Annotated in this window: 23 protein-coding genes and 1 pseudogene; 8 read left to right on the forward strand and 16 right to left on the reverse strand. The window is 40.1% G+C overall.

Features of this window, described 5'->3' with window-relative positions; genetic code table 11:
* Positions 1 to 189 precede the first annotated feature (189 nt).
* Positions 190 to 669 (reverse strand): 23S rRNA (pseudouridine(1915)-N(3))-methyltransferase RlmH, encoded by a 480-nt coding sequence (gene rlmH, locus MHH64_RS02215; RefSeq protein WP_095314191.1) that lies wholly within the window; start codon positions 667 to 669, stop codon positions 190 to 192.
* 236 nt (positions 670 to 905) lie between these two features.
* Here rlmH and MHH64_RS02220 point away from each other — a divergent pair, with 236 nt between their 5' ends.
* On the forward strand, positions 906 to 1,058 hold the full coding sequence (locus tag MHH64_RS02220; protein ID WP_095314193.1) for an aspartyl-phosphate phosphatase Spo0E family protein: 153 nt from the start codon (positions 906 to 908) through the stop codon (positions 1,056 to 1,058).
* A 56-nt stretch (positions 1,059 to 1,114) separates the two neighbouring features.
* Here the strand turns inward: MHH64_RS02220 and MHH64_RS02225 are convergent, their stop codons facing one another.
* The gene (locus MHH64_RS02225) at positions 1,115 to 2,281 is read right to left on the reverse strand and encodes a TraB/GumN family protein (RefSeq protein WP_095314194.1); all 1,167 of its coding nucleotides are present in this window, start codon (positions 2,279 to 2,281) and stop codon (positions 1,115 to 1,117) included.
* Positions 2,282 to 2,469: 188 nt separating this feature from the next.
* Here MHH64_RS02225 and MHH64_RS02230 point away from each other — a divergent pair, with 188 nt between their 5' ends.
* On the forward strand, positions 2,470 to 3,027 hold the full coding sequence (locus tag MHH64_RS02230; protein ID WP_095314195.1) for a GNAT family protein: 558 nt from the start codon (positions 2,470 to 2,472) through the stop codon (positions 3,025 to 3,027).
* A gap of 139 nt (positions 3,028 to 3,166) precedes the next feature.
* Here the strand turns inward: MHH64_RS02230 and MHH64_RS02235 are convergent, their stop codons facing one another.
* Entirely contained in the window at positions 3,167 to 3,502 is a 336-nt protein-coding gene (locus tag MHH64_RS02235) for a YqzG/YhdC family protein (protein WP_095314196.1), read from the reverse strand.
* Between the two features lie 75 nt (positions 3,503 to 3,577).
* On the opposite strand from MHH64_RS02235, the gene MHH64_RS02240 reads away from it, so the two are divergent.
* The 4 genes from MHH64_RS02240 to MHH64_RS02255 are packed head-to-tail and all read left to right on the forward strand — an operon-like array spanning position 3,578 to position 6,290.
* Positions 3,578 to 4,141: a histidine phosphatase family protein gene (locus MHH64_RS02240; protein WP_303447130.1), complete on the forward strand. Its 564-nt coding sequence runs from the start codon at positions 3,578 to 3,580 to the stop codon at positions 4,139 to 4,141.
* Between the two features lie 27 nt (positions 4,142 to 4,168).
* On the forward strand, positions 4,169 to 5,158 hold the full coding sequence (locus tag MHH64_RS02245) for a phosphotransferase (protein WP_340002623.1): 990 nt from the start codon (positions 4,169 to 4,171) through the stop codon (positions 5,156 to 5,158).
* A gap of 3 nt (positions 5,159 to 5,161) precedes the next feature.
* Positions 5,162 to 5,905: a class I SAM-dependent methyltransferase gene (locus MHH64_RS02250; protein WP_251659744.1), complete on the forward strand. Its 744-nt coding sequence runs from the start codon at positions 5,162 to 5,164 to the stop codon at positions 5,903 to 5,905.
* Positions 5,906 to 5,924: 19 nt separating this feature from the next.
* Positions 5,925 to 6,290 carry a nuclear transport factor 2 family protein gene (locus MHH64_RS02255; protein WP_095314202.1) on the forward strand — a complete coding sequence of 122 codons (366 nt, stop codon included), beginning with the start codon at positions 5,925 to 5,927 and terminating at the stop codon, positions 6,288 to 6,290.
* A gap of 152 nt (positions 6,291 to 6,442) precedes the next feature.
* On the opposite strand, the gene MHH64_RS02260 is transcribed toward MHH64_RS02255, so the two are convergent.
* The 12 genes and pseudogenes from MHH64_RS02260 to MHH64_RS02315 all read right to left on the reverse strand — a co-directional run bounded on the left by MHH64_RS02260 (position 6,443) and on the right by MHH64_RS02315 (position 22,038).
* Positions 6,443 to 6,883 carry a VOC family protein gene (locus MHH64_RS02260; RefSeq protein WP_340002625.1) on the reverse strand — a complete coding sequence of 147 codons (441 nt, stop codon included), beginning with the start codon at positions 6,881 to 6,883 and terminating at the stop codon, positions 6,443 to 6,445.
* A 509-nt stretch (positions 6,884 to 7,392) separates the two neighbouring features.
* A pseudogene (locus tag MHH64_RS02265) lies at positions 7,393 to 8,652 on the reverse strand (DUF1343 domain-containing protein); the annotation flags it as partial.
* Positions 8,653 to 8,825: 173 nt separating this feature from the next.
* Positions 8,826 to 11,507, reverse strand: a complete 2,682-nt coding sequence (gene ggt, locus MHH64_RS02270) for a gamma-glutamyltransferase (protein ID WP_340002626.1) — start codon at positions 11,505 to 11,507, stop codon at positions 8,826 to 8,828.
* Positions 11,508 to 11,751: 244 nt separating this feature from the next.
* The gene (locus MHH64_RS02275) at positions 11,752 to 13,236 is read right to left on the reverse strand and encodes a serine hydrolase domain-containing protein (protein ID WP_340002627.1); all 1,485 of its coding nucleotides are present in this window, start codon (positions 13,234 to 13,236) and stop codon (positions 11,752 to 11,754) included.
* Positions 13,237 to 13,271: 35 nt separating this feature from the next.
* Positions 13,272 to 13,859 (reverse strand): CalY family protein, encoded by a 588-nt coding sequence (locus MHH64_RS02280; protein ID WP_095314208.1) that lies wholly within the window; start codon positions 13,857 to 13,859, stop codon positions 13,272 to 13,274.
* A 30-nt stretch (positions 13,860 to 13,889) separates the two neighbouring features.
* Positions 13,890 to 14,453: a signal peptidase I gene (locus MHH64_RS02285; protein WP_303447135.1), complete on the reverse strand. Its 564-nt coding sequence runs from the start codon at positions 14,451 to 14,453 to the stop codon at positions 13,890 to 13,892.
* Positions 14,454 to 14,474: 21 nt separating this feature from the next.
* Positions 14,475 to 14,921, reverse strand: a complete 447-nt coding sequence (locus MHH64_RS02290; protein WP_340002628.1) for a hypothetical protein — start codon at positions 14,919 to 14,921, stop codon at positions 14,475 to 14,477.
* Positions 14,922 to 14,958: 37 nt separating this feature from the next.
* Positions 14,959 to 16,992 carry a glycoside hydrolase family 3 protein gene (locus MHH64_RS02295; protein WP_340002629.1) on the reverse strand — a complete coding sequence of 678 codons (2,034 nt, stop codon included), beginning with the start codon at positions 16,990 to 16,992 and terminating at the stop codon, positions 14,959 to 14,961.
* 514 nt (positions 16,993 to 17,506) lie between these two features.
* On the reverse strand, positions 17,507 to 18,349 hold the full coding sequence (locus tag MHH64_RS02300) for a carbohydrate ABC transporter permease (RefSeq protein ID WP_340002630.1): 843 nt from the start codon (positions 18,347 to 18,349) through the stop codon (positions 17,507 to 17,509).
* A gap of 69 nt (positions 18,350 to 18,418) precedes the next feature.
* Positions 18,419 to 19,312 (reverse strand): sugar ABC transporter permease, encoded by an 894-nt coding sequence (locus MHH64_RS02305; RefSeq protein ID WP_095314214.1) that lies wholly within the window; start codon positions 19,310 to 19,312, stop codon positions 18,419 to 18,421.
* Between the two features lie 82 nt (positions 19,313 to 19,394).
* The gene (locus tag MHH64_RS02310; RefSeq protein ID WP_118889392.1) at positions 19,395 to 20,744 is read right to left on the reverse strand and encodes an ABC transporter substrate-binding protein; all 1,350 of its coding nucleotides are present in this window, start codon (positions 20,742 to 20,744) and stop codon (positions 19,395 to 19,397) included.
* 790 nt (positions 20,745 to 21,534) lie between these two features.
* Entirely contained in the window at positions 21,535 to 22,038 is a 504-nt protein-coding gene (locus MHH64_RS02315) for a hypothetical protein (protein ID WP_340002631.1), read from the reverse strand.
* Between the two features lie 325 nt (positions 22,039 to 22,363).
* Between MHH64_RS02315 and MHH64_RS02320 the strand changes: the two genes are divergently transcribed.
* Both MHH64_RS02320 and qacH read left to right on the forward strand, forming a co-directional pair.
* Positions 22,364 to 22,915: a TetR/AcrR family transcriptional regulator gene (locus MHH64_RS02320; protein WP_340002632.1), complete on the forward strand. Its 552-nt coding sequence runs from the start codon at positions 22,364 to 22,366 to the stop codon at positions 22,913 to 22,915.
* A gap of 2 nt (positions 22,916 to 22,917) precedes the next feature.
* A complete protein-coding gene (gene qacH / locus MHH64_RS02325; RefSeq protein WP_340002633.1) occupies positions 22,918 to 23,295 on the forward strand; it encodes a quaternary ammonium compound efflux SMR transporter QacH in 378 nt (125 codons plus the stop codon).
* Positions 23,296 to 23,766: 471 nt separating this feature from the next.
* On the opposite strand, the gene MHH64_RS02330 is transcribed toward qacH, so the two are convergent.
* The gene (locus tag MHH64_RS02330; protein WP_340002634.1) at positions 23,767 to 24,303 is read right to left on the reverse strand and encodes a DUF5412 family protein; all 537 of its coding nucleotides are present in this window, start codon (positions 24,301 to 24,303) and stop codon (positions 23,767 to 23,769) included.
* Positions 24,304 to 24,352: the final 49 nt, after the last annotated feature.

Genomic DNA, 24,352 nt, shown 5'->3' on the forward strand with positions numbered 1-24,352 from the left:
AGCAGCGCCTTTTTATAAAGAAAAGCTTTGTGTTTGCAAGAATTATATGACAACGGCTACTGGATTATCCCCCTTAATATAACCTTATATTCCTATTAGTTGTTAACTCTATAATATAAATTAAGAAGACCACATTAGTGGTCTTCCATTGTATTAAAGTCTTATCTGTTACCTACAATAATTTTATCTCTATTTGTGGTACGGTTCCCCCCGATTAATCCGAAACCCCCGATAAACCTGCTCTAACAAGATCAACCGCATCAACTGATGAGGAAACGTCATCTTAGAAAACGACAATGCTAAGTCACTTCGCTTTTGCACATCATCACTTATCCCTAGTGATCCACCAATAACAAACACAATCTTGCTTTTTCCATATGTCGCAAGTTCATCCATTTTCGCAGCTAGCTGCTCGGAGCTTAGCATTTTTCCGTTGATTTCTAGTGTAATGACATACGTGTCTGGGGCAATTTGTGAAAGGATCCGTTCGCCTTCTTTTCGTTTGACCTCTAACATTTCCGCTTCGCTCATGCTTTCCGGGGCTTTTTCATCAGCAACTTCGATGACATCTACCTTTGCATACGCACCTAATCGTTTCAAATACTCCTGTATTCCTTGCTTTAAATATTTTTCTTTTAACTTTCCGACAGAAACAATCGATATCTTCATAAAGCACATTCCTTTTCGTTCTATTTTTTTCAAGTATATCAAAGGTTTATTAATTATCCTATTTGTAGTAGAATTTCACCTATATACAGTCATATGACAAATGATTCTGAATTGACACAAGAAGGATAAGAGCTACCTTTCACATATTTTCCTAAAGGTGGAAGTCCTTTCTAGATAAGGTTTCAACAAGGTTTTCTCGGGAAATATACCTACTAAAAGAAAGCGGGTGTTCTTATTTGGAAAACCGAAAGCAACTAGAATTACGGATTGAGCAGTTGAGAGTTAAAATGTATCATGCTTCTAAAGATAATTTAAATGATAACAAGGTCATTGAAATTTCACAGGAACTAGATGCGTTACTTAACGAACTGGACAAGCTCGAAAAATGAAAATGGACATACATGAAAAAACACTTCCACATTTGAAAGTGTTTTTTCTATATGGATTATAAATTTTCGATAAATACCCGGATGACGTCAGCTCCACCTAAAAGCGTTCCGAGTGAGCTTCCGAGATTTGCGAATACAACAACAAGTAATATCCGCGTTACTTTGTTATTCCAGAATCCTTTTACACTATGGACATCGTCCGATAATCGTTCGAAATCAGCTACATTTGGCCGCTTTATATACGCTTGAACGAAGCCTGCAAACCAACCAGCTGCAAGGAGTGGGTTCAATGACGTAAAGGGTGCTGCAATAAATGCCGTCAGCACGGCTAATGGGTGCCCCAATGCGACAATCGTTCCAATTGCAGATAGCGAGCCATTCCACAGGAACCAGCTAATTGCCTGCTGCAATCCGGCAGACGGGTTCATGAAAAAGGTGTATGCGATGACTGCAAGTACGAAAATCGGAATAGCCCAGCCAATAATTTTTGGTGTCTTGGATTTTGGTGGACGCTCACTTAACTTCTTCAAATCATGCTCTTTCTCGATTTCCTTCGTAATACCTGGAACATGGGCAGCTCCAAGCACTGCTACAACCTTTTCTCCAGGAGCATCTTTAATTTTTTGGGATAAGTATTGATCTCGTTCATCAATGAGCGGCTTTTTTAATTTTGGAAAATGATCTGTGAACTCTTGAAGCATCGCATTGATTGTATCCTGCTGCTTCATCTTCTCCAGATCTTCCTCGGAAATTTTTTCATTGCTAAAAATACTGCCAACGACTTGCGTTAACAGCAATGCCTTCCCTTTCATTCCGATATTTCCCCAGACACGGGCAAAGGTAATTTGAATGTCGCGATCTGCTAGGACTAATTCAGCGCCTGTTTCTTTTGCGGATTCAATTCCTTGAATCATTTCCTGTCCAGGATTAATGCCAAACTGCTTTGCCATCCGCTTTTGAAAGGATGAAATCGCTAAGTTCATTAATAATAGGGTCGCCTTTTTATCTTTTATCACTTGAAAAATATCCGTATCCTTCCACTTGTTTCCCTCTGTTATTGACTGATAGCGCTGCTTGTCCAGTTCGATACAAACAGAATCTGGCCTTTCTGCTTCAATTACTTCCTTCACTTGTTCAGCACTTTGCTTCGATACATGTGCTGTTCCAATCAGGATGTATTCTTTATTGTTTATATGTAATCGGGTTATATTTTCTTCGGTCATGTATAAACCTTCCTTCACTGCGGGTACTATCCATGCTTCCATTCTAATACAAATATATACTAATCATAAACTAGAAAGTACTTGGTGAGAACTATTATTTTATTTAGCTGATAGAAGAGGATATATATTCCGTTTTTTCTGACTAAATTTATGCTATGATTACGAATAGAATAAGGGGGAGATCGTAGATGTTTGTATACGAGGTTGATGAACATATCACATTGCGACAGCTTAATTTACAGGATGCGAATCAATTATTTGCGCTAATCGATAGCAACCGAGGCTATCTTCGGGAATGGCTTCCTTGGCTGGATACGAATGTAAGCTCAGATGATTCCATTGCTTTCATTGAACATATCTTGCAATCCTATGAAGCAAAAAGGGGATTAACCGCTGGAATCTTTTATCAAGATAAGCTCGTAGGGATTGCTGGATTTAATGCGTTTGATTGGACGAACCGGATTGGCTATATTGGCTACTGGATTGGACAGGATTATCAAGGATACGGCATTATTACCAGCGTGGTACGTGCGTTGACGGATTATGCATTTACAGAAGCACAGCTGAATCGCGTCGATATCCGTGCTGCTTTTACCAATAAAAAAAGTCGGGCAATTCCAGAACGGTTAGGGTTTAAGGAAGAAGGCATACTCAGGCAATCGGAGTGGCTTTACGACCATTATGTGGACCATGTTGTTTATGGGATGTTAGCGAGTGATTGGGTTGAAAATAAAAGAGACCAATAAATTCAAACATACATACATAAATGAGTACCAGTTGACACTTTAGAGGCCGTGGAGCTTTATCCAGCTTTTTTACGAAACGCTTTAAAGTAATTGTCACATTATCCAGTGCATATTGTTGCGAGACAGACCGATTAAAAATTCATCGATCTGTCTCTTCAAACGTTATTTGGACGACCTCATTTGTCTGTGGGTTAAATTCAATATTGACAAAAACACCGAATTCTTTCGTTTCACCTTTTAGCCATAGCTTAAATTTTTCAACCGTGGATCCGTTGGTTGTTTCCTTGCCAATGTGGAGATAGTCAATAATCTTAGCAGATGGGTATTTTTCCTTTGTCTCCTGGACGGCAAGCTTCCCCCATTTTGCATAGGATGGAACGCCTTCATCCTGAACAGCATTTACTGCCTGTAGTGGAAGGGAATAACTAGAAATAAGTACAAATGCAATACCGAGAGCTAAACATAATTTTCGCATAGGTGCTTCCTCCTTTTGTTTTTAGGATGTGTCAATGCTTTGTTTTTATAATACGAAATTAAGGAGAGGGTAATTTTGACAAGGATATGCTTCATTCGTCATGGCGAAACAGATTGGAATTTAGCAAAACGAATACAAGGGAGTACAGATATCCCATTAAATGAGACTGGCAGAAAGCAGGCAGAACAATGTGCAGCCTATTTAAATGCTGCTGATTACGATGTACTCATACATAGTCCATTGAAAAGAGCAAAGGAAACAGCGGAAATAATTAATGCCAAATTACAATTACCAATGGTCGAGATGACTGATTTTCAGGAGCGTTCCTTTGGAGATGGCGAAGGTAAGACATATGCAGAAAGAGAGAAACATCCTGATGGTTTTCCAAACCAAGAGGAGCGGGCGGATTTTAATAAACGGGTCATCACAGCGGTTGAGCACGTTCAGCAAAACTACCCAGATAAACGTGTCTTACTTGTAGCGCATGGAGCTGTCATAAACGCGATTTTGTCTGTCTACTCCGATGGGGAAATTGGATCGGGGAAAACAACATTGTTAAACGCCTGCATTAGCAATCTTCATTTTGAGGAAGATAAATGGAGGATAGAGGATTTTAATCAGGTTGAGCATTTGTCTTAAAAATTTTCCGTAGATTGGAGATTTACAATGCCAATTTTAACTGATGAACAAGCTGTCCTTGCCGACCTTACTGCTACGTGTAGCCATTTATTTGGATTCACATTATTCAAAGCAGAGCCAATCAAAAGAGGCTGGCTTAATTTAAAATGGAAAATCACGACCGACTCAGGTGTATTTTTATTGAAGCAGTACAACAAAGAAAGGTTTAAAAAGTATAACCAGGAAGACCTCCTATTCGCGTTTGAACAACAAACTCGCTTGTTTGCACATGGATTGCCGTGTCCAAATTTATATACCTATCGAGGAAGCTCCTTCTTGAAGTCCGCTAAAGGGGAGCATTTCCTCCTGATGGATTACTATGATGGAAAGATATTGCCATCTGGGTCTTTAACTAAACATCAACTATACGATTTAGGACGATTAACAGGGAAAATGCACTGTATTCTAAATGATGGTTCGCTGAGAAGAGCTTCTCGTGCTCAATTTATTCCACCTAGCATAAAGGAACGGTTAGCACATTGGGAAGATACTAAGAAACGGGCCATTGCTACTGGGAAAGAGCATTTGCTGCCACTATTTGAAGCGCAAGCGACTGCAACAGAGACAGTTTGTCTAGAAGCGCTTCATACGAATGATACAGGCTGGGCACATCGTGATTTATGGGTAGATAATGTTTTATTTAAAAGAAATGACGTAGCCGCTATCCTCGATTTTGATCGACTGAAATACGATTATCCGCAGCTTGATGTTGCACGGGCAATTCTATCCGGCGCATTAGGCAGAGAGGGACTGAACACTGATTTTGCTCTTGCTTTTTTAGATGGATATAAGGAATATCATACTGTAAAGCAAGGTTTTTTAGCCAAATCATTATTGCTCCTATGGTATATGGAGAGTACATGGTGGGTACATCCGAAAATGGATGAGGAGGAAGGGCCGCCGCGTCGATTTCAACTGGAGATGGCTTGGCTTGCTGAGAATTTACAGCACTTGGGGGAGCGATTAGAGGGGAGATAAAGTATGGAATTAGATAATTTTCAAGAATATGAGGATCCAATTTTATATGATACCGAAAATGAAAGCTATTTGAGTGATCTAGTCTTTCTGAAAAAATGGGCAGCAAAAACGGAAGGGACACTGATCGACTTAGCATGTGGCACTGGAAGAGCAACGATTCCATTAGCACAAGATGGGCATCAGCTCATCGGAGTGGATATCCACCAGCAAATGCTTCATCAGGCAAAAAAGAAAGCTGTGAATTTACCGATTACTTGGGTAGAACAAGATTGTACGACCCTTGATTTGAAGCTGCAAAGCCCGTTTATATATATGGTCGGCAACTCCTTTCAGCATTTCCTGACAAACGAAGCGCAAAACATGCTGCTCCAGTCTGTAAATCATCATTTAGATAAAAATGGTGTTTTTATTTTTAATGCACGTTTTCCAAATAGTGAAGAATTACTTTCATCAAGCACCGAGGAGTATTGGAAGTCGTATATCGATAACGGGGAAAAGGTTGATGTCTATACGATTAGCGAATATGATGCACTTCTTCAAATCCAGCACAATGTAACGATTCGAAAGTACCCTCATGGCAAGCAGCTCCATACGAGTATTCGTTTACGATATGTGTTTCCAAAAGAGATGGAGCGTTTGTTAGCGGAAAACGGCTTTGAAATTTTGCATGTGTATGGTGATTGGAAGGAAGGTCCTTTAACGAATGAAAGCATGGAAATGATTTATGTTTGTAGGAAGAAGAAGTAAACGAATAGGGGGAGAGATTATGTCACATCAAGAAGCTTTACAGCAATATATTAATGCAACAAATACACATGATTTTTCAAATGTGAAGGATATACTGCATGAAGAAGCCGTTTATTGGTTTACGGACAAAACATGCGCTTCTATTGTAGATATTCAAGCGTACTTTGAGCACGCTTGGGACATGATTAAAGAAGAGGTTTATACCGCAACAAACGTCCAATGGATAAGCGTTGATCAGCAGTCAGCAACTTGTATTTATAACTTTATGTACGAAGGCTATCATCAGGGTAAATTTATTTCTGGCAGTGGTAGAGCAACGAATGTGTTTAAGCTGAATAAAAATGGGCAATGGAAGCTCGTTCATGAGCATTTGAGTAGTCTCTAATATTGGAAGAAGGAGGAGCGTGATGCGCTCCTCTTTCTACTTTCTGGTATTCGAATTATCGCAGGGAATGTTTTCTTTTATATGCAAATCGATAACTGATGTACCACTTCATACTGGCCATTCAGCGAGTCAACCACTTTTGTCATTTTTTCCTATCCTTCTTTTGTATCCGGTTGATATAAATCAAATGCATTGCCATACAAGTCTTCGAAACCTACACCTTTCCCACCCGGAACCGGTTGCGGTTCCCCCTGAAAGATCACGCCGCGTGCCTTCATTTCACGATAATCCTTTTCTATATCATCACTTAAAAACATAATCAACACTTGGTTTGCAGCTTGTCTGCCAATAATCTCTTCTTGCTCCGGTGTATCGGCTTTGACTAATTCTAGCCTCGTTTCATTTGCAGAACCTGGTGAAACGGTGAGGTACTTCCATCCCGGCGAAAACTCTATTTCGTCTCGAACGATGAACCCTAATTTTTTGGTATAATATTGTTTTGCTTCTTCAAGATCCTTAACTAAAATAGAAATTTGGGCTGCTTGTGTAATCATATCAATATGTCTTCCTTCCTCAATCACGTTATCATCCATTTTGACTACTAAATCTTACCACATAAAAGATGACTTAATTTCTTTTAGATTGCTACCATCTCCTGAGCCTAATTTAACAATTGCTTATTGTGTATTTTCAGCTACAAGGGAATTTTGTTTAAAAAAGAGTTGCTGTCACATAACGACGATACTATGGTTACTAACTATCCTGCTTCGTTTGTTTAGTTATACAGTTTTTTCAAGATTTCCACACGATTTTCCAAATACCGCTATTCTTTAGCTCTCTAATCCCACTGCGCAATCATATCCGTCGTGTCACTACTCAGTTGTTTATAAGCATTATCCGATAGGCTCGTCGCATCTTTTTGCTGGTCTAAAAGCAACTGGAATCCTTGCATATGCTTTGCGACTTTATCTGCGGCCTTTTTCCCTTCAAATTGCTCAACCGCGGTGAGGTGGAGGAGTAATTTACGCTCCGCATCCTTTTCAATATCACCCGATTGTTGAAGGGCCCCGATGTTTTGCTTCAATTGCTCCGTGTTCATCGTGTAAAGAAGATATTCTCTTCGAACTTCTTTAAATGCTTGAAGATCCTCGTGCCAATTTGATGCCATTTCTTCAACGGAATCTCCATTTTCAATCGCATCACGAATCCAACCATTTCCGATTAGATTATCAAAGAAAGAAATACCTGCGCTGTTCTCTGCTCGGAATTCAAAGTTTTCCGGGTACATATCATGCAGGGTTTTTACAATATGCAGTCCTGTAATTACAGGCTCATATGCTCGTTTATCTGTCACATGAATCTGTACGCCGTGACTTAATGTGCCACTATGTTTGGAGAAAGTTGGTGTAAACGACGCTGCTCGAAATGTGACACCAGGTAATTCCAATTGATTCAATGCCGAGGCGTACTCGGTACTATTCACAAATGGAGCACCAATGAATTCAAACGGCTTTGTCGTTCCCCGGCCTTCCGAAACATTCGTCCCCTCAATCAGTGCTGCACCTGGATAGACAAGCGCCGTATCTAACGTTGGCATATTCGGTGATGGCAGCACAAACTCTAAATCGGCATCATCATAGTACATTCCGCGCTTCCAGCCATCCATTTCTACAACGGTTAAATCTGCACCAATTTCGAATTCTTCATTAAACAAATATGCCAGCTCACCAACTGTCATGCCATGTTTGAGTGGAATCGGGTAATTACCGACAAAAGAAGCATATTCCGGATCAAGCACCGGCCCCTCTACATGATTGCCACCTAGCGGATTGGGACGATCGAGTACAACAAATTCAATATCATTTTCAGCTGCAGCCTCCATTGCATAGGCCATTGTATAGATATACGTGTAGAATCTTGCACCTACATCCTGAATATCAAATAGTAAAATATCAATATCCTCGAGCATTTCTGGCGTCGGTTTTCTTGTTTCACCATACAAACTATACACCGGTAAGCCTGTCTGCTCATCGATATAGTATTCGACATAATCACCTGCTTGGGCATCCCCACGAACGCCATGCTCTGGACCATACAAAGCGGTTAACTCGACATCCGGATCATGGAATAACCGATCAACAATGCTATTTAGTTCTTGATCGACACCTGTTGGGTTCGTGATTAATCCGACGCGCTTTCCTTCAATAAGATCCTTTTGTTGCTCTAGTAAAACCTCTACCCCAAGCTTGAGCGGCTTTTCACTGTCATTACCCGCATCAGCGTTAAGCCGATTGGTTGCAATTGCAGTTAACGAGCCTAGCACAACTAACAGCGTAGTTATTATCAAGAACAGCTTTTTCATCAGTTTTTCCTCCCTTTTGGATCTCTCATTTTTAAATTTGCGATGCATGTGAAGAAAGAGCACGGACTTATACCCCATGTGCAAATTTGGCTTCAGCAATTTTGCTATAGACTACAGTAAATTACTGCAGAACTTCAGCATTTTCCCGCTCTGATAAAGCACAAGGGAGAGAGCTACTGCCACATATCAAGCAACTCCTCTGCACCGCTCAACAGCGTATCGCGAGCTTGCTCGGAAATGGAATCTGCAGCTTTTAGCTGATCTAACAACTGCTTAAATCCTTCTAGATGCTTGATAGCTTTATCCATTTTTTCATTTTCCTTGTAATGTCCTACCGTCGTTAGGTGGGTAAGAAGCAATCGCGCAACATGTTCTTCGTAAATTTCATCATCCGCTTGTAATTGCTCCACACGGGATTTTAGACCATCGATGCTAATGAAATCTTCTGCTGATAAACCGATTGCAGTACCTTCTCTCGTTGAGTCTGCTGCCCCAATGAACATCCCTTCATCTAGAACAATGCTATTCACATTTCCGATCTCTGTTGGATTTGCTTCCCAAGCGTGTCCCATCTCTTCAAGCAGTTGCCGGACAGTATCCGAAATGCCATACTCCCAGCGTATGGTTGGGTAACTATTGCTATAAATACGCGGCTCCTCAATTGCATCCTTTATCGGCATTCCATAGCCGATGACATTGGCAATTGTCTGCGTGACAGACGTTATAATCGTCGCTCCTCCCGGGGAACCAACCGTCATAAATGGCTCGCCATCCCTTAACACAATTGTTGGGGTCATGCTGCTTAGCGGCCGTTTATTTGGCTGCACCTCATTTGCGCCGCCTGGTACAGCGTCAAAGTCGGTTAATTCATTATTCAGTACAATTCCATATTCCGGTACCATAATGCCCGATCCGAATAGCTGCTCAATTGTCGTTGTATTGGAAACTAGATTCCCCCATTGATCTGCTACTGTATAGTGGGTTGTTTGTCCTTCTTGTTTATCATCCACCTGCTGGACAATAGTTGGAGCACTTCCGTCCTGATACTCCCACGGATCCCCTGGCTGTACATTGTCATTAGCATGATCAGGGGAGATGGTTTCAACCCGCTCTGCTATATAATCCGGATGAAGCAGCCCATCTCTTGGCACTTCAACATACTCCGGATCGCCCATATATGCTCCTCGATCCGCATAAGCAAGATGCATCGCTTCGGCCATGAAATGATATTTTTCCGGTGATTTGATATCATGCCCTGTCAGTTCAAGCTGCTCAAACATTTTCAGGAGCTGCAGCATCGTTAATCCTCCTGAGCTTGGTGGCGGCATGGAAGCAATGTCATAGCCCTGATAGTCTCCCCAGACTGCTTCATCTTCGGTCACATCGTAATTCCTTAAATCCTCTTTTACCATGCTCCCATCAAATTCTTGAACAGTTTCGGCTAATGCTTCACCAATTTCCCCATTGTAAAAAACATCTGTTCCTTGATCGCGTATCAGTTTAAATGTTTTCGCTAAATCTTCTTGTACTAAGATCTCTCCTTCCTCTAACGGTTCACCTTCTGGGAGAAACACATCCTTTGCTGCTGTACGCTCTAATTTACTTTGATTACTTGCAATAGCATTTGCTAAAACCCAATTTACCTCGACCCCTTGCTCTGCCATATCTATCGAAGGCTGTATTAATTCATCAAGCTCCATCGTTCCCCATTTATCTAAAGCTTCTTCCAATCCTTTTAATGTACCTGGAACCCCAACAGAGGTACCACTTTGTACCCTTTCTGAAAATGGAATTACCGAACCAGCAAAGGTTTCGATATCCCAATCCTCTGGTTCCTCGGCTCCATCCTCCCATAAGCGCACTTTTAATTCATCGCCCTCAACACGAAAGCGCAATGACTGCCAATCATTTGTTCCCTCATATGGCAACGTAGCAAGTGTTGAGCTCGTTGAATCCTTTGATTGAATTAATCTTATTTCATTTGTCTTCGTATTGATTTCAACACCGTAACCATTTTTGACATACGTTGTTCCCGTAGAACGATATTCATCCGATCGCAGCCACAAACGCAACCGTCGGTCATCACCGGAATCATCGGCCCGGTAGCGAATGAAAAGTTCGCTATCCTCAACCTCATCCATCACAGCTGTTGTTTGACCATAAGAAGATGAATTACTGCCAGTTGGAGGCCCAAAGTTAATTAATCCACCATCTTCATCCAGCTGGAATGTTGTTCCACGTTCAAACAAGGAAAACTTATTAGGATCCCACGGCTCCCCAGTTTCACCAGTAAAATCATAGTCAAAAATTGTCGCATCCTCATCCGATGCGTCAAGGTCGGTAACATTTACTTCACCAATATGAAATTGCTTATCCTCACCCTCTGGATTCATATCAATTGCACCTAGATGAAATTTTCCTGGATCTGTTACTACATTTTCTTTATCTAAAAACATATCTGGCGTTGCCCCTTGAGGAGCCCGCTCTCTGCTGTTAATAATTGAGACATCCTCGGTTTGGGCATCATAATACATGAAAAAACCGCCGCCACCAATTCCAGACATCATTGGTTCCGCAACATTTAATGCAAACTGAATAGCTACTGCAGCATCCACTGCATTACCACCTCGCCTCAGAACATCTGCTCCAACCTCTGAAGCTAGAGGATGTGCCGTAACCACCATCCCCATGTCACCCTCATCTGTCTGTTCATCTAAAATACCAGGGTTTTCTGGTTCGTATCCCGTATTATCATCTGGATCAACCGCATCGGCTAAAGAAACAGGAATACTTACACCAAAGAATAGTAATAAGACCATGAAAATAGATACTAATTTTTGCTTGCTGTTCTTCAATTTTATTCCTCCTTAAAACTCCCCTTTTATAACCACGTACTACTAATTGTGAACATCATCCAATTTTCTGTGAACTTAAGCCTTTATCATATAGATATCAGCTAGTTTCCTATAAATATCAGTCTTTTTATCACAAATAACAGCTTTTCCCCTCAGCTCATCTACATCCGCACCATTTTCAAATCTATCCGATCAGAAAAAATGCATGCAGCAAGAAAGCTGCTTCCTTGCTGCACCGTAAAAATTACTGCCATTTTTCTATTAAATAGTCTGCTGTGCGTTGTAAGTCATCATGTGTCGCGTTGTCAATTCCTTCTTGTATGAAAAGATAGTCAACTAATTGTTGAAACCCTTCTAAATGCTTTACGACCTTTGCTTGGTCTCCTTTATTTTCATATTGCTCAATCGCTGTTAAATGCAGTTGGAGAGCACGCGCATCAGACCCCAACTCAAACGCACCCCTCGTATCAAGCCGTTCCACCATCATTCGCATGCCCGCTGCATTCCACGCATGAATGGAATCTGCCGTTTTTTCAGCCGCTTTTCTGCGAATCGTATTTGTTGAGACGGTATTACGTGTTGGATGGACCCGATTCGTTAGCAGGATTGTAACCGATTCCTTATTTGGGCTAACAACGATTGACGTTCCGGTATAACCGGTATGTCCCATCGTATTAAATTCTGCTAGATCATCCATATACCATTCTTGATTAAGCTCCCAGCCGATACCTTGATCCTGTCCTGGAAATGCCTCATTCCAATTCGTATTGATTTGCTCGAAAGCTTCCTCGGTAAGAATTTGCGTCCCTTCATAGTTTCCTTTATTCAGCATCATCTCGGCGAAGACAGCTAGATCTGATGCACTGCTGAATACCCCAGCATGTCCAGCTACTCCATCAAGCACCCAAGCTTTTTCATCATGAACACTTCCCCAAACAATTCCGCGATTTGTCCACGGCTGATATTCCGTAGCCGCAATACGATGCTGTAAATCAGCTGATGGATCATACATCGTATTCGACATGTTTAAAGGTTCTTTAATAAATTCTCGTACAAAGTCATCCTGCCGCTCGCCACTAACTCGTTCAATTAATACACCCAGCGTAATATAGTCGACATCGCTATACACATAAGCTGTCCCAGGCGGATTTTGTAAAGGCTCGTTTAATACAAAATCTAATAGCTCCTCACGTGTTCCTTCCATTTCGTGAATCGGTTCTGTCGTGCTCGGTCTAAACCCGGACGTATGTGTCAAGAGATGGCGGATCGTTACATCCTCTTTGCCTTGTGCGGCAAATTCAGGAATATACCAATAGACCGGGTCATCCAATTCGAATTCTCCTTGATCCCATAATTGCATAATTGCTGTTGCTGTAAATAGTTTCGATATAGAGGCCACATCAAAAATTGTGTCTTCCTGCATCGAAACAGGCTCATCCATCTCCGTAAATTGGTCGTCCGTATAACGTGCTGCATATCCATATGCCTGATGCTTAACGATTTCTCCATCTCTAGCAATCAGCACAACTGCACCAGGCATTACCCTATCCGCTAAAGCTTCTTCTATTTCATCATCCAAATCATCCAATGGTTGCTGGAGCATCTGGACGCGGTCTGCTTCAACTACTATTGATTCTGCAATGGATGCATTGCTTATTCCACCAGCATGGGGAAATAATAAGATAATCGTCATTATAATGGTTGTTACTGTTAGTAACCGCTTCTTCATTTCATCTCGTCTCCCTTATTAGAGATCGTCGTTTACTATTTATCTTCACCAGCTGTTTGCGTTGCGGTAAATGTCCATTCCAAATTCAAGGAATCACCTTGAAATTGATTTTGGTCTTCTCCATTATCGATAAAATTAAATTTAACGACTAAGTCATCAATGGAATCAACCTCCAAACCTTTTTCACCAAACAACGGATAAAAGACATTCTCATTTACAGCTTCTGGTGTCAGCGATTTTAGTTCTGCAAGCGTCGTTTCATAAATTACCTCATCCAATTTGTCTGCATTATAAAGGAATTCTACTTGGATATGCTCACCGAAATCCTCTGTATTATCACCAGCTGCATCGTTTACCGTATAGTTCGTATCTAACAGCACCTTATCGATATCTAACGTTCCATTGTTTTGTAGTTCAAAGTCTCGAATCATGGAATCTCCTGGTTTGATATTATCTACCTCAATAATTTGTGTTGGATTCACTGCTAAATCTAATGTCCCCGCTGCAAATGTATTGTTTGTTGTTTCCGTATCACTAAAATAGGCAAACGTTCCTCCACCAACGAGCGTTAAACCAAGCACTGCTGAAATAATACCTGCCCCTAATTTCTTTTTAATATTCATCCTGAATTCCTCCTCTAATTTTTGTTCTGATTATGCTCGGATTTCTTTTTCATTCATGAGCTGTTTCACTTCTTTTAACGTGCTTCTTATCGTTATCAAGGAATAACCTATTAATAGTATCCCTGGAAAAATGAATAGCAGTGCTGCCCCTTCACGTGAGCTGGTAAAATTCATGACATATCCTGCATAGGGTATCGTGAACCCGGTGTATTGCCCGACAATGTTCTCTGCCAGCACCGGATTGCGGTCTGCACCATTATTCGCATCGCCTTTTGTCACATATTGCTGTCCGCCATTCTTTACTTCCACAATACGGTGGGTTACCAGCACATCTTCTTCTGATTGAAATGTAATCACATCATTTTCCTGAAATCGCTCCCCGGCTCCTCCCGTTTCAATCGCGATAAGCGATCCTGTTTGAATATCAGGCTCCATGGAACCCGACAGGACAGACTTTACTTGATACCCAAACAGATTCACCTCATTCCCTGCTGCCTTAGAAGCAACGGAGAGAAAAAGGACAGACAATAAGACGATAAATAAAATAGTTGATAGAAAGCTAGTACATTTCTTTAATATACTTTTTATACGCATTTGTTCTATTCACTCCCTTGCTCAGCTGGGCTCACTGGTTTCTCCCATTTCCTCTTCATTCACATCTTCCTGCTCTGTTTCTTCTTCATCTTCTTCGGGTCCTTCTTCTATTTCCTCATCGTTCGTTTCTTGGACTTCCTCTGTTTCTGTTGATTCAGCCGCTCCGGTTGATGCCCCCTCATTTCCCCCATGCCCGTTCTCCGTATCAGCTTTTTCTTCTTCTAAATCATCTGCTTCTGCTGCCTCTTCTTCGTTCACTATTTCTTCACCTGCTTCAGACTGCTCCTCCTCCGTTTCTTCATTCGTTTCTATCTCTTCCACTTGATAGCTGCCAACTGTTATATTTCCAACAACTATTGTGGTATCGGTAAACAAAGCCGTTGTCGGGGTATGCACCTGATATAGGATGATAAAAATCAAATAGAGCAGTGCAGATAGCCGCACTCCGATTCGTAAAAAATACCTCAAGCTGCATCCCTCCCCGGCTTGTTCCTGCGATTACGGTTTAGTTTTCTAACCAATGCTCAATTAACCGCAGTCCCTCTGTATCTAAATAACTATGAGCTTTCTTTGAAATTGCCTCATTAACATGTTGTTGATCAAGCAGTTTTCGAAAGCCCTCCAAATGCTTAATCACCTTATCAGGCAGCCTTCGATCCTCATATTGGGCTACTGCAGTTAAATGGAGATTGAGCGCACGACTTGCTTCTTCATTCGATATTTCTCCAGCTTCATCCAATTGATCGACAAGCTGTTTCATTCCTGCAGCACTACGTGGTATATCAACATAGTCCAGACCCTCCCCAATTTCATATTGTTCCGGGATTGTGACAGGTAAACTCCCAAACGGGTTAATCTCACCTGCCAGTACACCAGCAACCGCCTCCATGGATACATCTAAATAGCTGTAGCTCGCCACATAGCTGTCTACATCTGGAAAGGCCATCACATCATATGGATTCCGGTGAGCGGAAACAACTATTGGCTTCCCAGTAGCCTGTAATGCTTCAACCAATGCTTGCTGCTGACTATTTGTGTTTGCTGTGTAGGTCGTGATAATCACTTTGTCCACAGTATCAGCAAGCTCTACAGCTTGATCAATTTGCCCTGCTGTCGGACTTGTTGCCGTCGCAAAACTATCTGATTTTATTCCTTTGTCATCCAATAAATCTGCTATCAAACCAGGCTTCGCAACCGATGGTCCAGTTACAAGCACCGTTTCTGCGTCGGATACAGGCAGAACATCCTGTTCATTTTTAACAAGCGTGATGCTTTTTTCAGCGATTTCCTTCGCCGTTTGCAAATTGGCTTCTGTTCCGATATTTTCTAGATTCGCTGGATCTGCATAAGGATCTTCAAATAAACCTTTTTCTGCTTTTGATTGTAAAATCCGGTAAACGGATTCATTTAAGCGATCCTCACTGATTTCACCAGACTGTACCGCTTCAAGCACACTCGTATAAGCTTCTTCCACATTTGCAGGATTTAATAGAATATCCGCTCCTGCTTTAAATGCCTCCACAGGAACCTCTTCCGGTGGCAAAACATCGGCACCAGACATATCAAGGCTATCCGTAATAATTAAACCATCAAACCCCATTTCCTCACGCAATAAATCAGTAAGGATCGGCTTCGATAAAGTTGCCGGGAGTCCAGAGTCATCCAATGCGGGAACAACAATATGTCCTGTCATAATGGCATCTACACCTGCATCGATTGCATCCTTAAAAGGCTTCAAATCGACTGCATGCAACGTTTCCAAATCATGATCTATAATCGGTAGTCCATAATGTGAATCAACATCTGTATCTCCATGTCCCGGGAAATGCTTTGCCGTCGCAATCACATTTTCTCCCTGTAGTGCCTCGATTTGCTCAACTCCAAGACGGGACACACGATCAGGATCCTCACCAAAAGAGCGAACACCAATTACCGGATTTTCTGGGTTCAGATTGACATCCACTGTTGGAGCAAAGTTCATATTAACGCCCAGTGCTTCCAGCTCTTTTCCAAGAATGCTTCCGGTTTGTGCTGCGTAATTATCCAATCTCGCAGCCCCAAGTGCCATATTCCCTGGAAAAACAGTAGCAGGTCTCGTTGCCCGCTGAACAATCCCACCTTCCTGGTCCGTTGAAATAAACAGCGGAATCTCCTGGTCTTGCTCTAACGCAATATCCTGTAATCCATTTGATAACGCATTAACTTGCTCCACATCAAGTGGTGTCCCAATATTGTCTGTCCAGTTAAAATAAATCACACCACCAATATGATAATTTTCAATGACCTCTTGAAAGTCTTTGCCCCCACGATTATTCGCAATATTAATCAACTCGTAAGCTGGATCTGTCGGCGTTTTACCATATACATGGACAATAAAAAGCTGGCCAACTTTCTCTTCTAACGTCATTTCCTCCATGATTTCTCGAATCATTGCGTCATGGTTTCCTGCTTCACCTGTCTGATTTGCCAAGCTAGAAAGTGGAATACTGACGATAAGTAGTGTCAGTGACAAAATGGTTAACACGTATTTTAACTTCACATATATTCCTCCTTTGCTCCGTCTAATTGCAACATTAAATCCGTAGAGAGGATCTTTCACCCCCATACGTCCTAACCAGGTTCTTGCCAATTCTTTTTAAAAAAACGAAACAATAATAGCTTGTCCTACTTATATAACCTGCCACTCCTCCCATGATTGATTCAGTGGTGTCAAAACCGTGCAGTAATTTAGATTAACTAGACAATAGCAAACCCCATTTAAAAATGTTGTTTTATTATGTAAAAAATGAATTATTTAATAAAAATGAATATTTATTCCTAGAATAACAATATTACATCCCTCATAGCATAGGAAATTAGTTGTGTGAAGCGGAAGGAAGTAAGCCTTAATACGTTCAAAATTAAGCCCGTATTCACACACTTTCAGCATAATGACGTTTATTAGTTACATAGTGATGACGAACAAGGAAGCCGTTTTTCTACACAAAAAAACAACAATCCGTAATGGATTGTCGTATCCTGTTTATTTTTTGCTATAGGTTACGGTTACAATGTTATCCTTTAATCGCACCTTCCGTTAAGCCCTTCGCAATTCTCCTTTGGAAAATCGCATAAAGAACAATAACTGGAATGATTGCAATCACCAGGCTTGCAAACAATGTCCCCCATGCATTCGTATATTGTGCTTCACTGCTAATAAAGTCAATTGCCAGTGCCAGGGTATAGTTATCACTTGTATTCAAAAAGATTAATGCCATAAAATATTCATTCCAGAATTGTGTTGCATTCATAATTGTAACGGTAATGATCCCCGACATACTTAATGGCGTAATGATTTTCCATAAAACCATATACGGTGACATTCCGTCCATTGCAGCTGATTCTTCCAATGATTTCGGAATCGTGCTAATAAAGCTCGTTAACACAAAAATCGTAAATGGAAGCTGGCTTACCGCATAGACGATTGCTAATCCATAAATATTATCCAATAGATTAAGCTCCGCTAAGAGAAAGAATAATGGTATCCAGCCTAGTACCATTGGAATCATCATCGCTGAAATATATAATAGAAACAACGCTTGGCTTCCACGAAATTGAATGCGTTCAATCGCATAGGCGGTTGGGATTGCGAGTACTAACGTAAGAGCAGTTCCAATAACCGTAACAATTAAGCTATTAAATACACTTGTATCAATATTATAGTTTGTCCACGCTGTAACAAAATTATCGAGACTAAATGACTCCGGAAAGCCCCATGGGTTCCGATAGATTTCAGCATTTGATTTAAACGAACCTAGAAACATCCAGAAAATCGGATACAATACTGCGATTGTCCAGAGAATTAACGGGATGCGAATCCCTGCTCTCCCTAAAATTTGTCCGACACTCCGCTTCACAATCTATTCCTCCTCTCTCTTATATAGAAGTTATTCAAAAAGTCTGGTTTATCCTTTTTTTGAACGCAATTAGTATTCGATTTTATCTCGACGCATAAAGAACTGGAGAACAAGCACCGTCAATAGGGATAGAATCAAAATCATAACACCAATCGTTGCCCCGTAACCAAAGTTATATTGGACAAATGCTTGCTGATAGAGATACGATCCCATTACATGTGTTGCATTATTTGGGCCACCACCAGTCATTACCTGGACAATAATAAACGATCCATTTAACGTTGTAATAACGATATAAAGAATTGAAATTTTAATTTGCGGCCAGATCAATGGTAACGTAACTTTCCAAAATTGCTGCCACTCGTTCGCCCCGTCAATTTCTGCTGCCTCATAGTAGCTTTTGGAGATATTGGAAATCCCGCCAATAAGCATGAGCATAAATAATCCAATTCCTGCCCAAATGGAAGGGAGGACAAGACTTGGTAATGCCCAGGTTTCATCACCGAGCCATGGCTTTGCCAAGCTCTCCAAGCCGAGAAATTCCAGACCAGAATTAACCAATCCGAGACTCGGGTTATAAATAAATGTCCATAAAATCCCAATGACTACAACGGACATAATATTAGGAAAGAAAAATACAATTCGGTAGAAAGGAGCTTCCTTAATTTTTAATTGGGTTAAAGCAACTGCAAAAAATAGTGCTAAAATCATAATTCCGATTACTTTCGTTACAACTAAAAAGTAATCATGCATAATTGTATTTGGGATGATTGCATCCTTCACTAACTTTATGTAGTTTGCAAACCCAATAAATTCCTTATTTTGTGAAGAGCCCGACCAATCGAAGAAGGAGTAATACAACCCACTAAACAATGGATAAAGCGTAAAAACAGCAAATAATATAAAGGTCGGGATTAAACAAAAAGCTAGGAACAAATACTTTTGCTTTTTAGACTGTACCATCTGATCCCACCTCCTGCCTTTTTAATAGAATCCAATTAAATGATCAGCAGGAGATTCGAATCCCCTGCTGATAGATAACTATTTAATTACTGCCACGATATTCAGCTGCAGCCTTTTCTGCCTCTTGGACAAATTCCTCTGCTGTCATATTTCCAAGCATGAGCGACATGAGGGCATTCCCAACAGGAACCTCTAAATCGGCACTCATTGGATGTGGTTTATTATATATCGTCACTTGGTCTGGATCGTTAATCATGGCGTTTGCTTCAGTTAAATATGCAGGAACATTTTCGTTTTGCGTTAAATCCACTTCCGTAATATTCATCATGGCACCCGTATGCTCGGAGAATGACATCGCATATTCACGTGTAAATGCAAATTCAACAAAGGCCTTTGCCGCTTCCGGATTCTCCGCCTCCTCTGCAATTGCTAGTGGACGCAGGTCTGGTACAATCGCATAACTCTCATCCTCAGCCTGCATTGGGGAAGGAATAAAGCCAAAATCAAAGCCCTCTGGGATATCATTTGCCATTTCATTTGGCAGCCAGAACCCTACTGGAATAAAGGCATTTTCATGCAGTAAGAAATTCATTTGTGACTGTGTATGGTTTAATGCACCAAGTCCGGAATCAAACATTCCTTCCTGCTGCATTCTTTCTACACGCTTCATGATCTCTAAAACCGGATCACTTGTCCATGCACCTTCTGCACCTGTAATTAAATCAGCCAGCAATTCCTCCCCACCAGCTGCACCAAATGCCGGATAAAGTGCACCACGCAGGAAGTAATATGGATGCTGCCCACTCGTTACATAAGGATCGATTCCTTCTGCTTCTTTAATCTCTGTCATTGAACGCATTAAGCTTTCAAAATCTGTTGGCACCTCGTACCCCTTTTCTTCAAATAACGCTCTGTCATACCATGTACCCCATGTATCAAATACTAGCGGCAAGGAATATATATCACCGTCAAATGTTCCAGGTTCAACAATGAAACTATCCATTAACTTGTCGCCACCCTCTAGCTCAATACCTTCTACCCATTCGGTTAAATTCATCAACTGACCATCTTCTACCATTTGTGTTTCACTGGATCCCGCACCATCAATGTATACGACATCTGGTGGATCGTTGGACACCCAACGGCTCCGCATTTCCTCATTAATATTTGGACCAGCATGCTCAATTATATTGACATCTGGATATGTCTCTTTAAAGTCTGCAATAACTTCCTTCCACCAAGCGTCACCATAACCACCAACAAAATACTGGATTTCTAAGTCACCTGAAATGCCACCATCTGCATTGTCACCGGAAGGACTTTCTGAATCTGTCTGCTCTTCTGGTTCTTCATTTGTATCATCTTGATCATCATTCGATGAACAAGCAGCAGCAAAAGCAACCATCAGCATCATGACAAATAACACCATCATTCTGCCAGTTAATAATTTTTTCAACTTTATTTCCCCCTTTTATCTTTACAATAAATAAAGCATCGAAACAGCTCTCTACCTGCTATCTCTTTTTCATAAAAGAAAGGCCTCCTTTCCATCATTCATTCTTTCTATGAAAAAAAGATTTCTAGCCATAATGGAAGCTGTTTCCTATTAAGTGATGGATGCATCTTGTCCGATAGTGCAGAGGAACTACATCACCTTCTAAATTATATTGACCATATTCTTAATTATGCTTGGAATTTTTCAACTGCCCACAAGGGGAGGAATACGAGTCTTGCTGGAAGTCCGTTTTTCATTTCCTGAATTATTTCCCGGGGAATATCGACAAATTTTGATAAGGAGGGACCACCTCTTGCTGTTTTACATAAGGGCTTTTCGGTAATTATAGAGGTAGGATTATATTAATACATAAATGCGGTATAATGATTACGAATTGTTAATTTTGAGTAAATTTTCTAACATATTAACAGGTTATCCAGAGTTTGTGGATAACTGTAGCTAGGGGCGACTATCTACCTTTTTAGGTTCACTATTTTATTCTTATAGCAAATGTTAACTCCTAAAGATTTGTAGCTCGATTCATATTTGTTTTGTCTTTTCGCTTCCGTATAGTTAGATTAAAAATAATGTTTGGCCCGAATATTAAGTAAGCTCTTATGCTAAGTGTGACAAATAACAAAAACCCATTTCGAGTGCCGAAATGGGTTCCAAGGTTGTATAGTTTAACTATTTTCTTCTGTTTTTGTGGTTAACACAAGTCTATCGACTAAGCACTTAAACTTTCTGATTTCCGTGCCTGGGATGCATGTATTTTTTTCATTATAAATCGTGCTATCGGCTGTGCGATTAAAACTTCAACCCAAAATGCGATGAAAAAGTTACGTGGCCAATTATAAAAGAAAGTTTGAATAGGTTCCAAGCTAATTTCTCTCATGCCAATCCAAGATCCGATAACTGTAAGTAAAATGGACAGAATGGTTACGCTGAATAATATCGTGAATAATATTCTTGCATTAAAACCGTCATTTGGTTCAATAAATTTTTGTACAAGTTTATTAACGATGGGGTTTGCAACAAGTGTTACCAATAAAATGACGCAAATCCATATAAATGGAATTACTTGCAGGGTATCAAAATAGACCTTTTTACTGAAACCAAATTCAAATCCCATAATAAGAGGTGCGATAATATTGACTGAAAGTATCGATATAATCGCTAAAAATAATGCGAATTCTTTTCCGTTTTGTGGTAATCGTGTTTCGCCGTGCATATTGAACATCTCCATTTAAAAAGTTTTTCAGATGGTAGACGTATCATGAGACATATATTTTTGGTCCATAAAAAGACCAATATCTCTACACACTGATTTTATCAGTATAGCACTTTTTAGGGATAAATGTCCTGTCTTCTATATCAAATTTATTAACTATCTCCTTGCTGTATTTAGGGAGATTTAGCTAGCAAGAACCTGCTCAACTGACCCAGTCTTATCAAATTATTTTATTAAATAATAATACTACACGGGAAATCAATTCTATTGACAAAAATACCGTCTAGACGGTATAGTTACAAATATAAAAAATTCGGAGGTTACTATGCCTACTTCAAAAACAACGAATACGAAAAAAAACTTGCTGATTGCTGCAGCTGAAATTGTAAAAGAAGAAGGAGTTGTTAAACTCACATTAGAGGCTGTCGCCCAAAGAGCGGGCGTGAGTAAAGGCGGATTACTATACCATTATCCCAGTAAGGAAGCGTTAATTAAAGGAATGGTGGAAGATTGGAAAAATAATTATTTTGAAAGCATTATAGCGTTAGCTAAAGACGATACAAAAGATCCAGGAAAATGGAGCAGGGCTTATGTTCAATCTACCTATTCTAATTTAGAGAACGATAAGCTACTGAGTTCTGCAATAATGGCCGCAATGTTTATTAATCCAGAGTTACTAGATGAATACCGTCAACAATATGATCGTTTGCTTACAAAGTTAGAAAATGATGGGATTGATCCAATCAAAACGACAATTGCCAGATTATCTATAGATGGTTTGTGGTTTTCCGAAATATTTGGAATGCAGCCATTAAATAAAGAACTGCAAACAAACGTTTTTAATGAGTTAATCAACATGATTGAGGAGGAAGATTAACAATGGCTTATCTATATCTTGCACTCGCAATCATTGGGGAACTTATTGGTTCTTCTTTATTAAAAGCATCTGAGGGGTTTTCAAAACTTTACCCTACACTAGGTTTAATTGTAGCTTTCGTTAGTTGCTTTTTCTTCTTATCATTATCACTGAAAACCATTCCTTTAAATGCTGCGTATGCAATCTGGTCAGGTCTTGGACTTGTTGCTACTGCAATTATTTCAGTTTTAATTTGGAAAGAAAAAATTAACATGGCTAGTATTGCAGGAATAACACTGATACTTGCCGGAGTATTAATCTTGAATTTATTTGGACCAGGACACGATGAATCTAGCCATGAAGCAGGTGAAACGCTTACAGTCGATGAAAAAACGGAATGAATCTGGGACATTACAAACGTGTTTGAATGTTAAAGAAGAACGATGCATAAGCTTAGCATCGGAAATATACGCAGAGGCATAGGTGAGCCCCCTTGTGCTATCGCACTACGGTGTCTCACCTATGCCTCTGGATGCGCGAAGTATATTTCCGGAGCGAGTTATTTGCACTAATTATGTTCTGTTTTTATTTCATTCGTTTCTTTTTTAGCATTTTTTAATTTTTTGAGATACTCTTCCTTCAGACCCGAAGTATTATTAGCTTCTTCGTCTACATTGTTTGATGTACCGAGTTTTTCATTTGCATCATTATTTTCTGTGTCAATACTTGAAATATTTTCTGCTGAACCTACATTATTTGATGTACCTTCTTTTTCATGAAATATTACTCTTCTTTCCTTTTTATTTCACTATTTAACCATAACATAAGACATTCATTTAAGATTAATTTCCACCTTTTCCCATTAGGGGAACCTAATATCCGTATGAATCTCCTTCTTTCAAATTTAAGATATGCTTGTTAATCGATACCGTACTGTTATTCTTCCAATCCACTTCAACTTGATCTATTGAGTCTTGATAATAAATACGTTTTTTAAACCATAGCGGCCCATTTAATTCTCCCCTTACTCCAAATGAACCTGCTGCCCCTGCGTCGTAACGATAAAAATCAATTGTATAATTATCATCGGGGGAATTGACTGTCTTTACATGTTCACTTGCTCGTAATAACGATAATAACAGGGTAAGTGATACTCCTAAAAAAAGTCCGACAGATAGTAAGGATGACAAAATAATCGTTATCCAGCTTCTAGTTTTCGTTCGCCAGTTTCGTTTATCTTTAAAACCAAAAACTCCTAAGTAAAAGGCTAATAGACTCATTATAAGTAACATATAATTTGGTGGTGCAATTAGCCAAGCATGAGTAAAATTAGAATACAATGAATAGGCTGCTAATCCTAAGCAAACAAGTATTAAATAAAAAGACCAGAAGTTATACCTTCTTTCCATAAGACTCCACCTTGTTTTCTTTCTTCTGCATGATAAGTAGTTTTCTCAC

Origin of the sequence: Oceanobacillus sp. FSL K6-0127, assembly GCF_037983385.1 — a bacterium.
Classification (GTDB): Bacteria; Bacillota; Bacilli; order Bacillales; family Amphibacillaceae; genus Oceanobacillus; species Oceanobacillus profundus.

Bases quoted from the DNA above. Each gene is read 5' to 3' on its own strand.
- MHH64_RS02280 (WP_095314208.1), bottom strand. From the start codon at position 13,859: ATGAATATTAAAAAGAAATTAGGGGCAGGTATTATTTCAGCAGTGCTT.
- MHH64_RS02310 (WP_118889392.1), bottom strand. From the start codon at position 20,744: ATGATGGTGTTATTTGTCATGATGCTGATGGTTGCTTTTGCTGCTGCT.
- MHH64_RS02245 (WP_340002623.1), top strand. From the start codon at position 4,169: ATGCCAATTTTAACTGATGAACAAGCTGTCCTTGCCGACCTTACTGCT.
- MHH64_RS02330 (WP_340002634.1), bottom strand. From the start codon at position 24,303: ATGGAAAGAAGGTATAACTTCTGGTCTTTTTATTTAATACTTGTTTGC.
- MHH64_RS02320 (WP_340002632.1), top strand. From the start codon at position 22,364: ATGCCTACTTCAAAAACAACGAATACGAAAAAAAACTTGCTGATTGCT.
- MHH64_RS02230 (WP_095314195.1), top strand. From the start codon at position 2,470: ATGTTTGTATACGAGGTTGATGAACATATCACATTGCGACAGCTTAAT.
- MHH64_RS02275 (WP_340002627.1), bottom strand. From the start codon at position 13,236: ATGAAGAAGCGGTTACTAACAGTAACAACCATTATAATGACGATTATC.
- rlmH (WP_095314191.1), bottom strand. From the start codon at position 669: ATGAAGATATCGATTGTTTCTGTCGGAAAGTTAAAAGAAAAATATTTA.
- MHH64_RS02260 (WP_340002625.1), bottom strand. From the start codon at position 6,883: ATGGATGATAACGTGATTGAGGAAGGAAGACATATTGATATGATTACA.
- MHH64_RS02235 (WP_095314196.1), bottom strand. From the start codon at position 3,502: ATGCGAAAATTATGTTTAGCTCTCGGTATTGCATTTGTACTTATTTCT.
- MHH64_RS02315 (WP_340002631.1), bottom strand. From the start codon at position 22,038: ATGCACGGCGAAACACGATTACCACAAAACGGAAAAGAATTCGCATTA.
- MHH64_RS02255 (WP_095314202.1), top strand. From the start codon at position 5,925: ATGTCACATCAAGAAGCTTTACAGCAATATATTAATGCAACAAATACA.
- qacH (WP_340002633.1), top strand. From the start codon at position 22,918: ATGGCTTATCTATATCTTGCACTCGCAATCATTGGGGAACTTATTGGT.
- MHH64_RS02305 (WP_095314214.1), bottom strand. From the start codon at position 19,312: ATGGTACAGTCTAAAAAGCAAAAGTATTTGTTCCTAGCTTTTTGTTTA.
- MHH64_RS02250 (WP_251659744.1), top strand. From the start codon at position 5,162: ATGGAATTAGATAATTTTCAAGAATATGAGGATCCAATTTTATATGAT.
- MHH64_RS02285 (WP_303447135.1), bottom strand. From the start codon at position 14,453: ATGCGTATAAAAAGTATATTAAAGAAATGTACTAGCTTTCTATCAACT.
- MHH64_RS02225 (WP_095314194.1), bottom strand. From the start codon at position 2,281: ATGACCGAAGAAAATATAACCCGATTACATATAAACAATAAAGAATAC.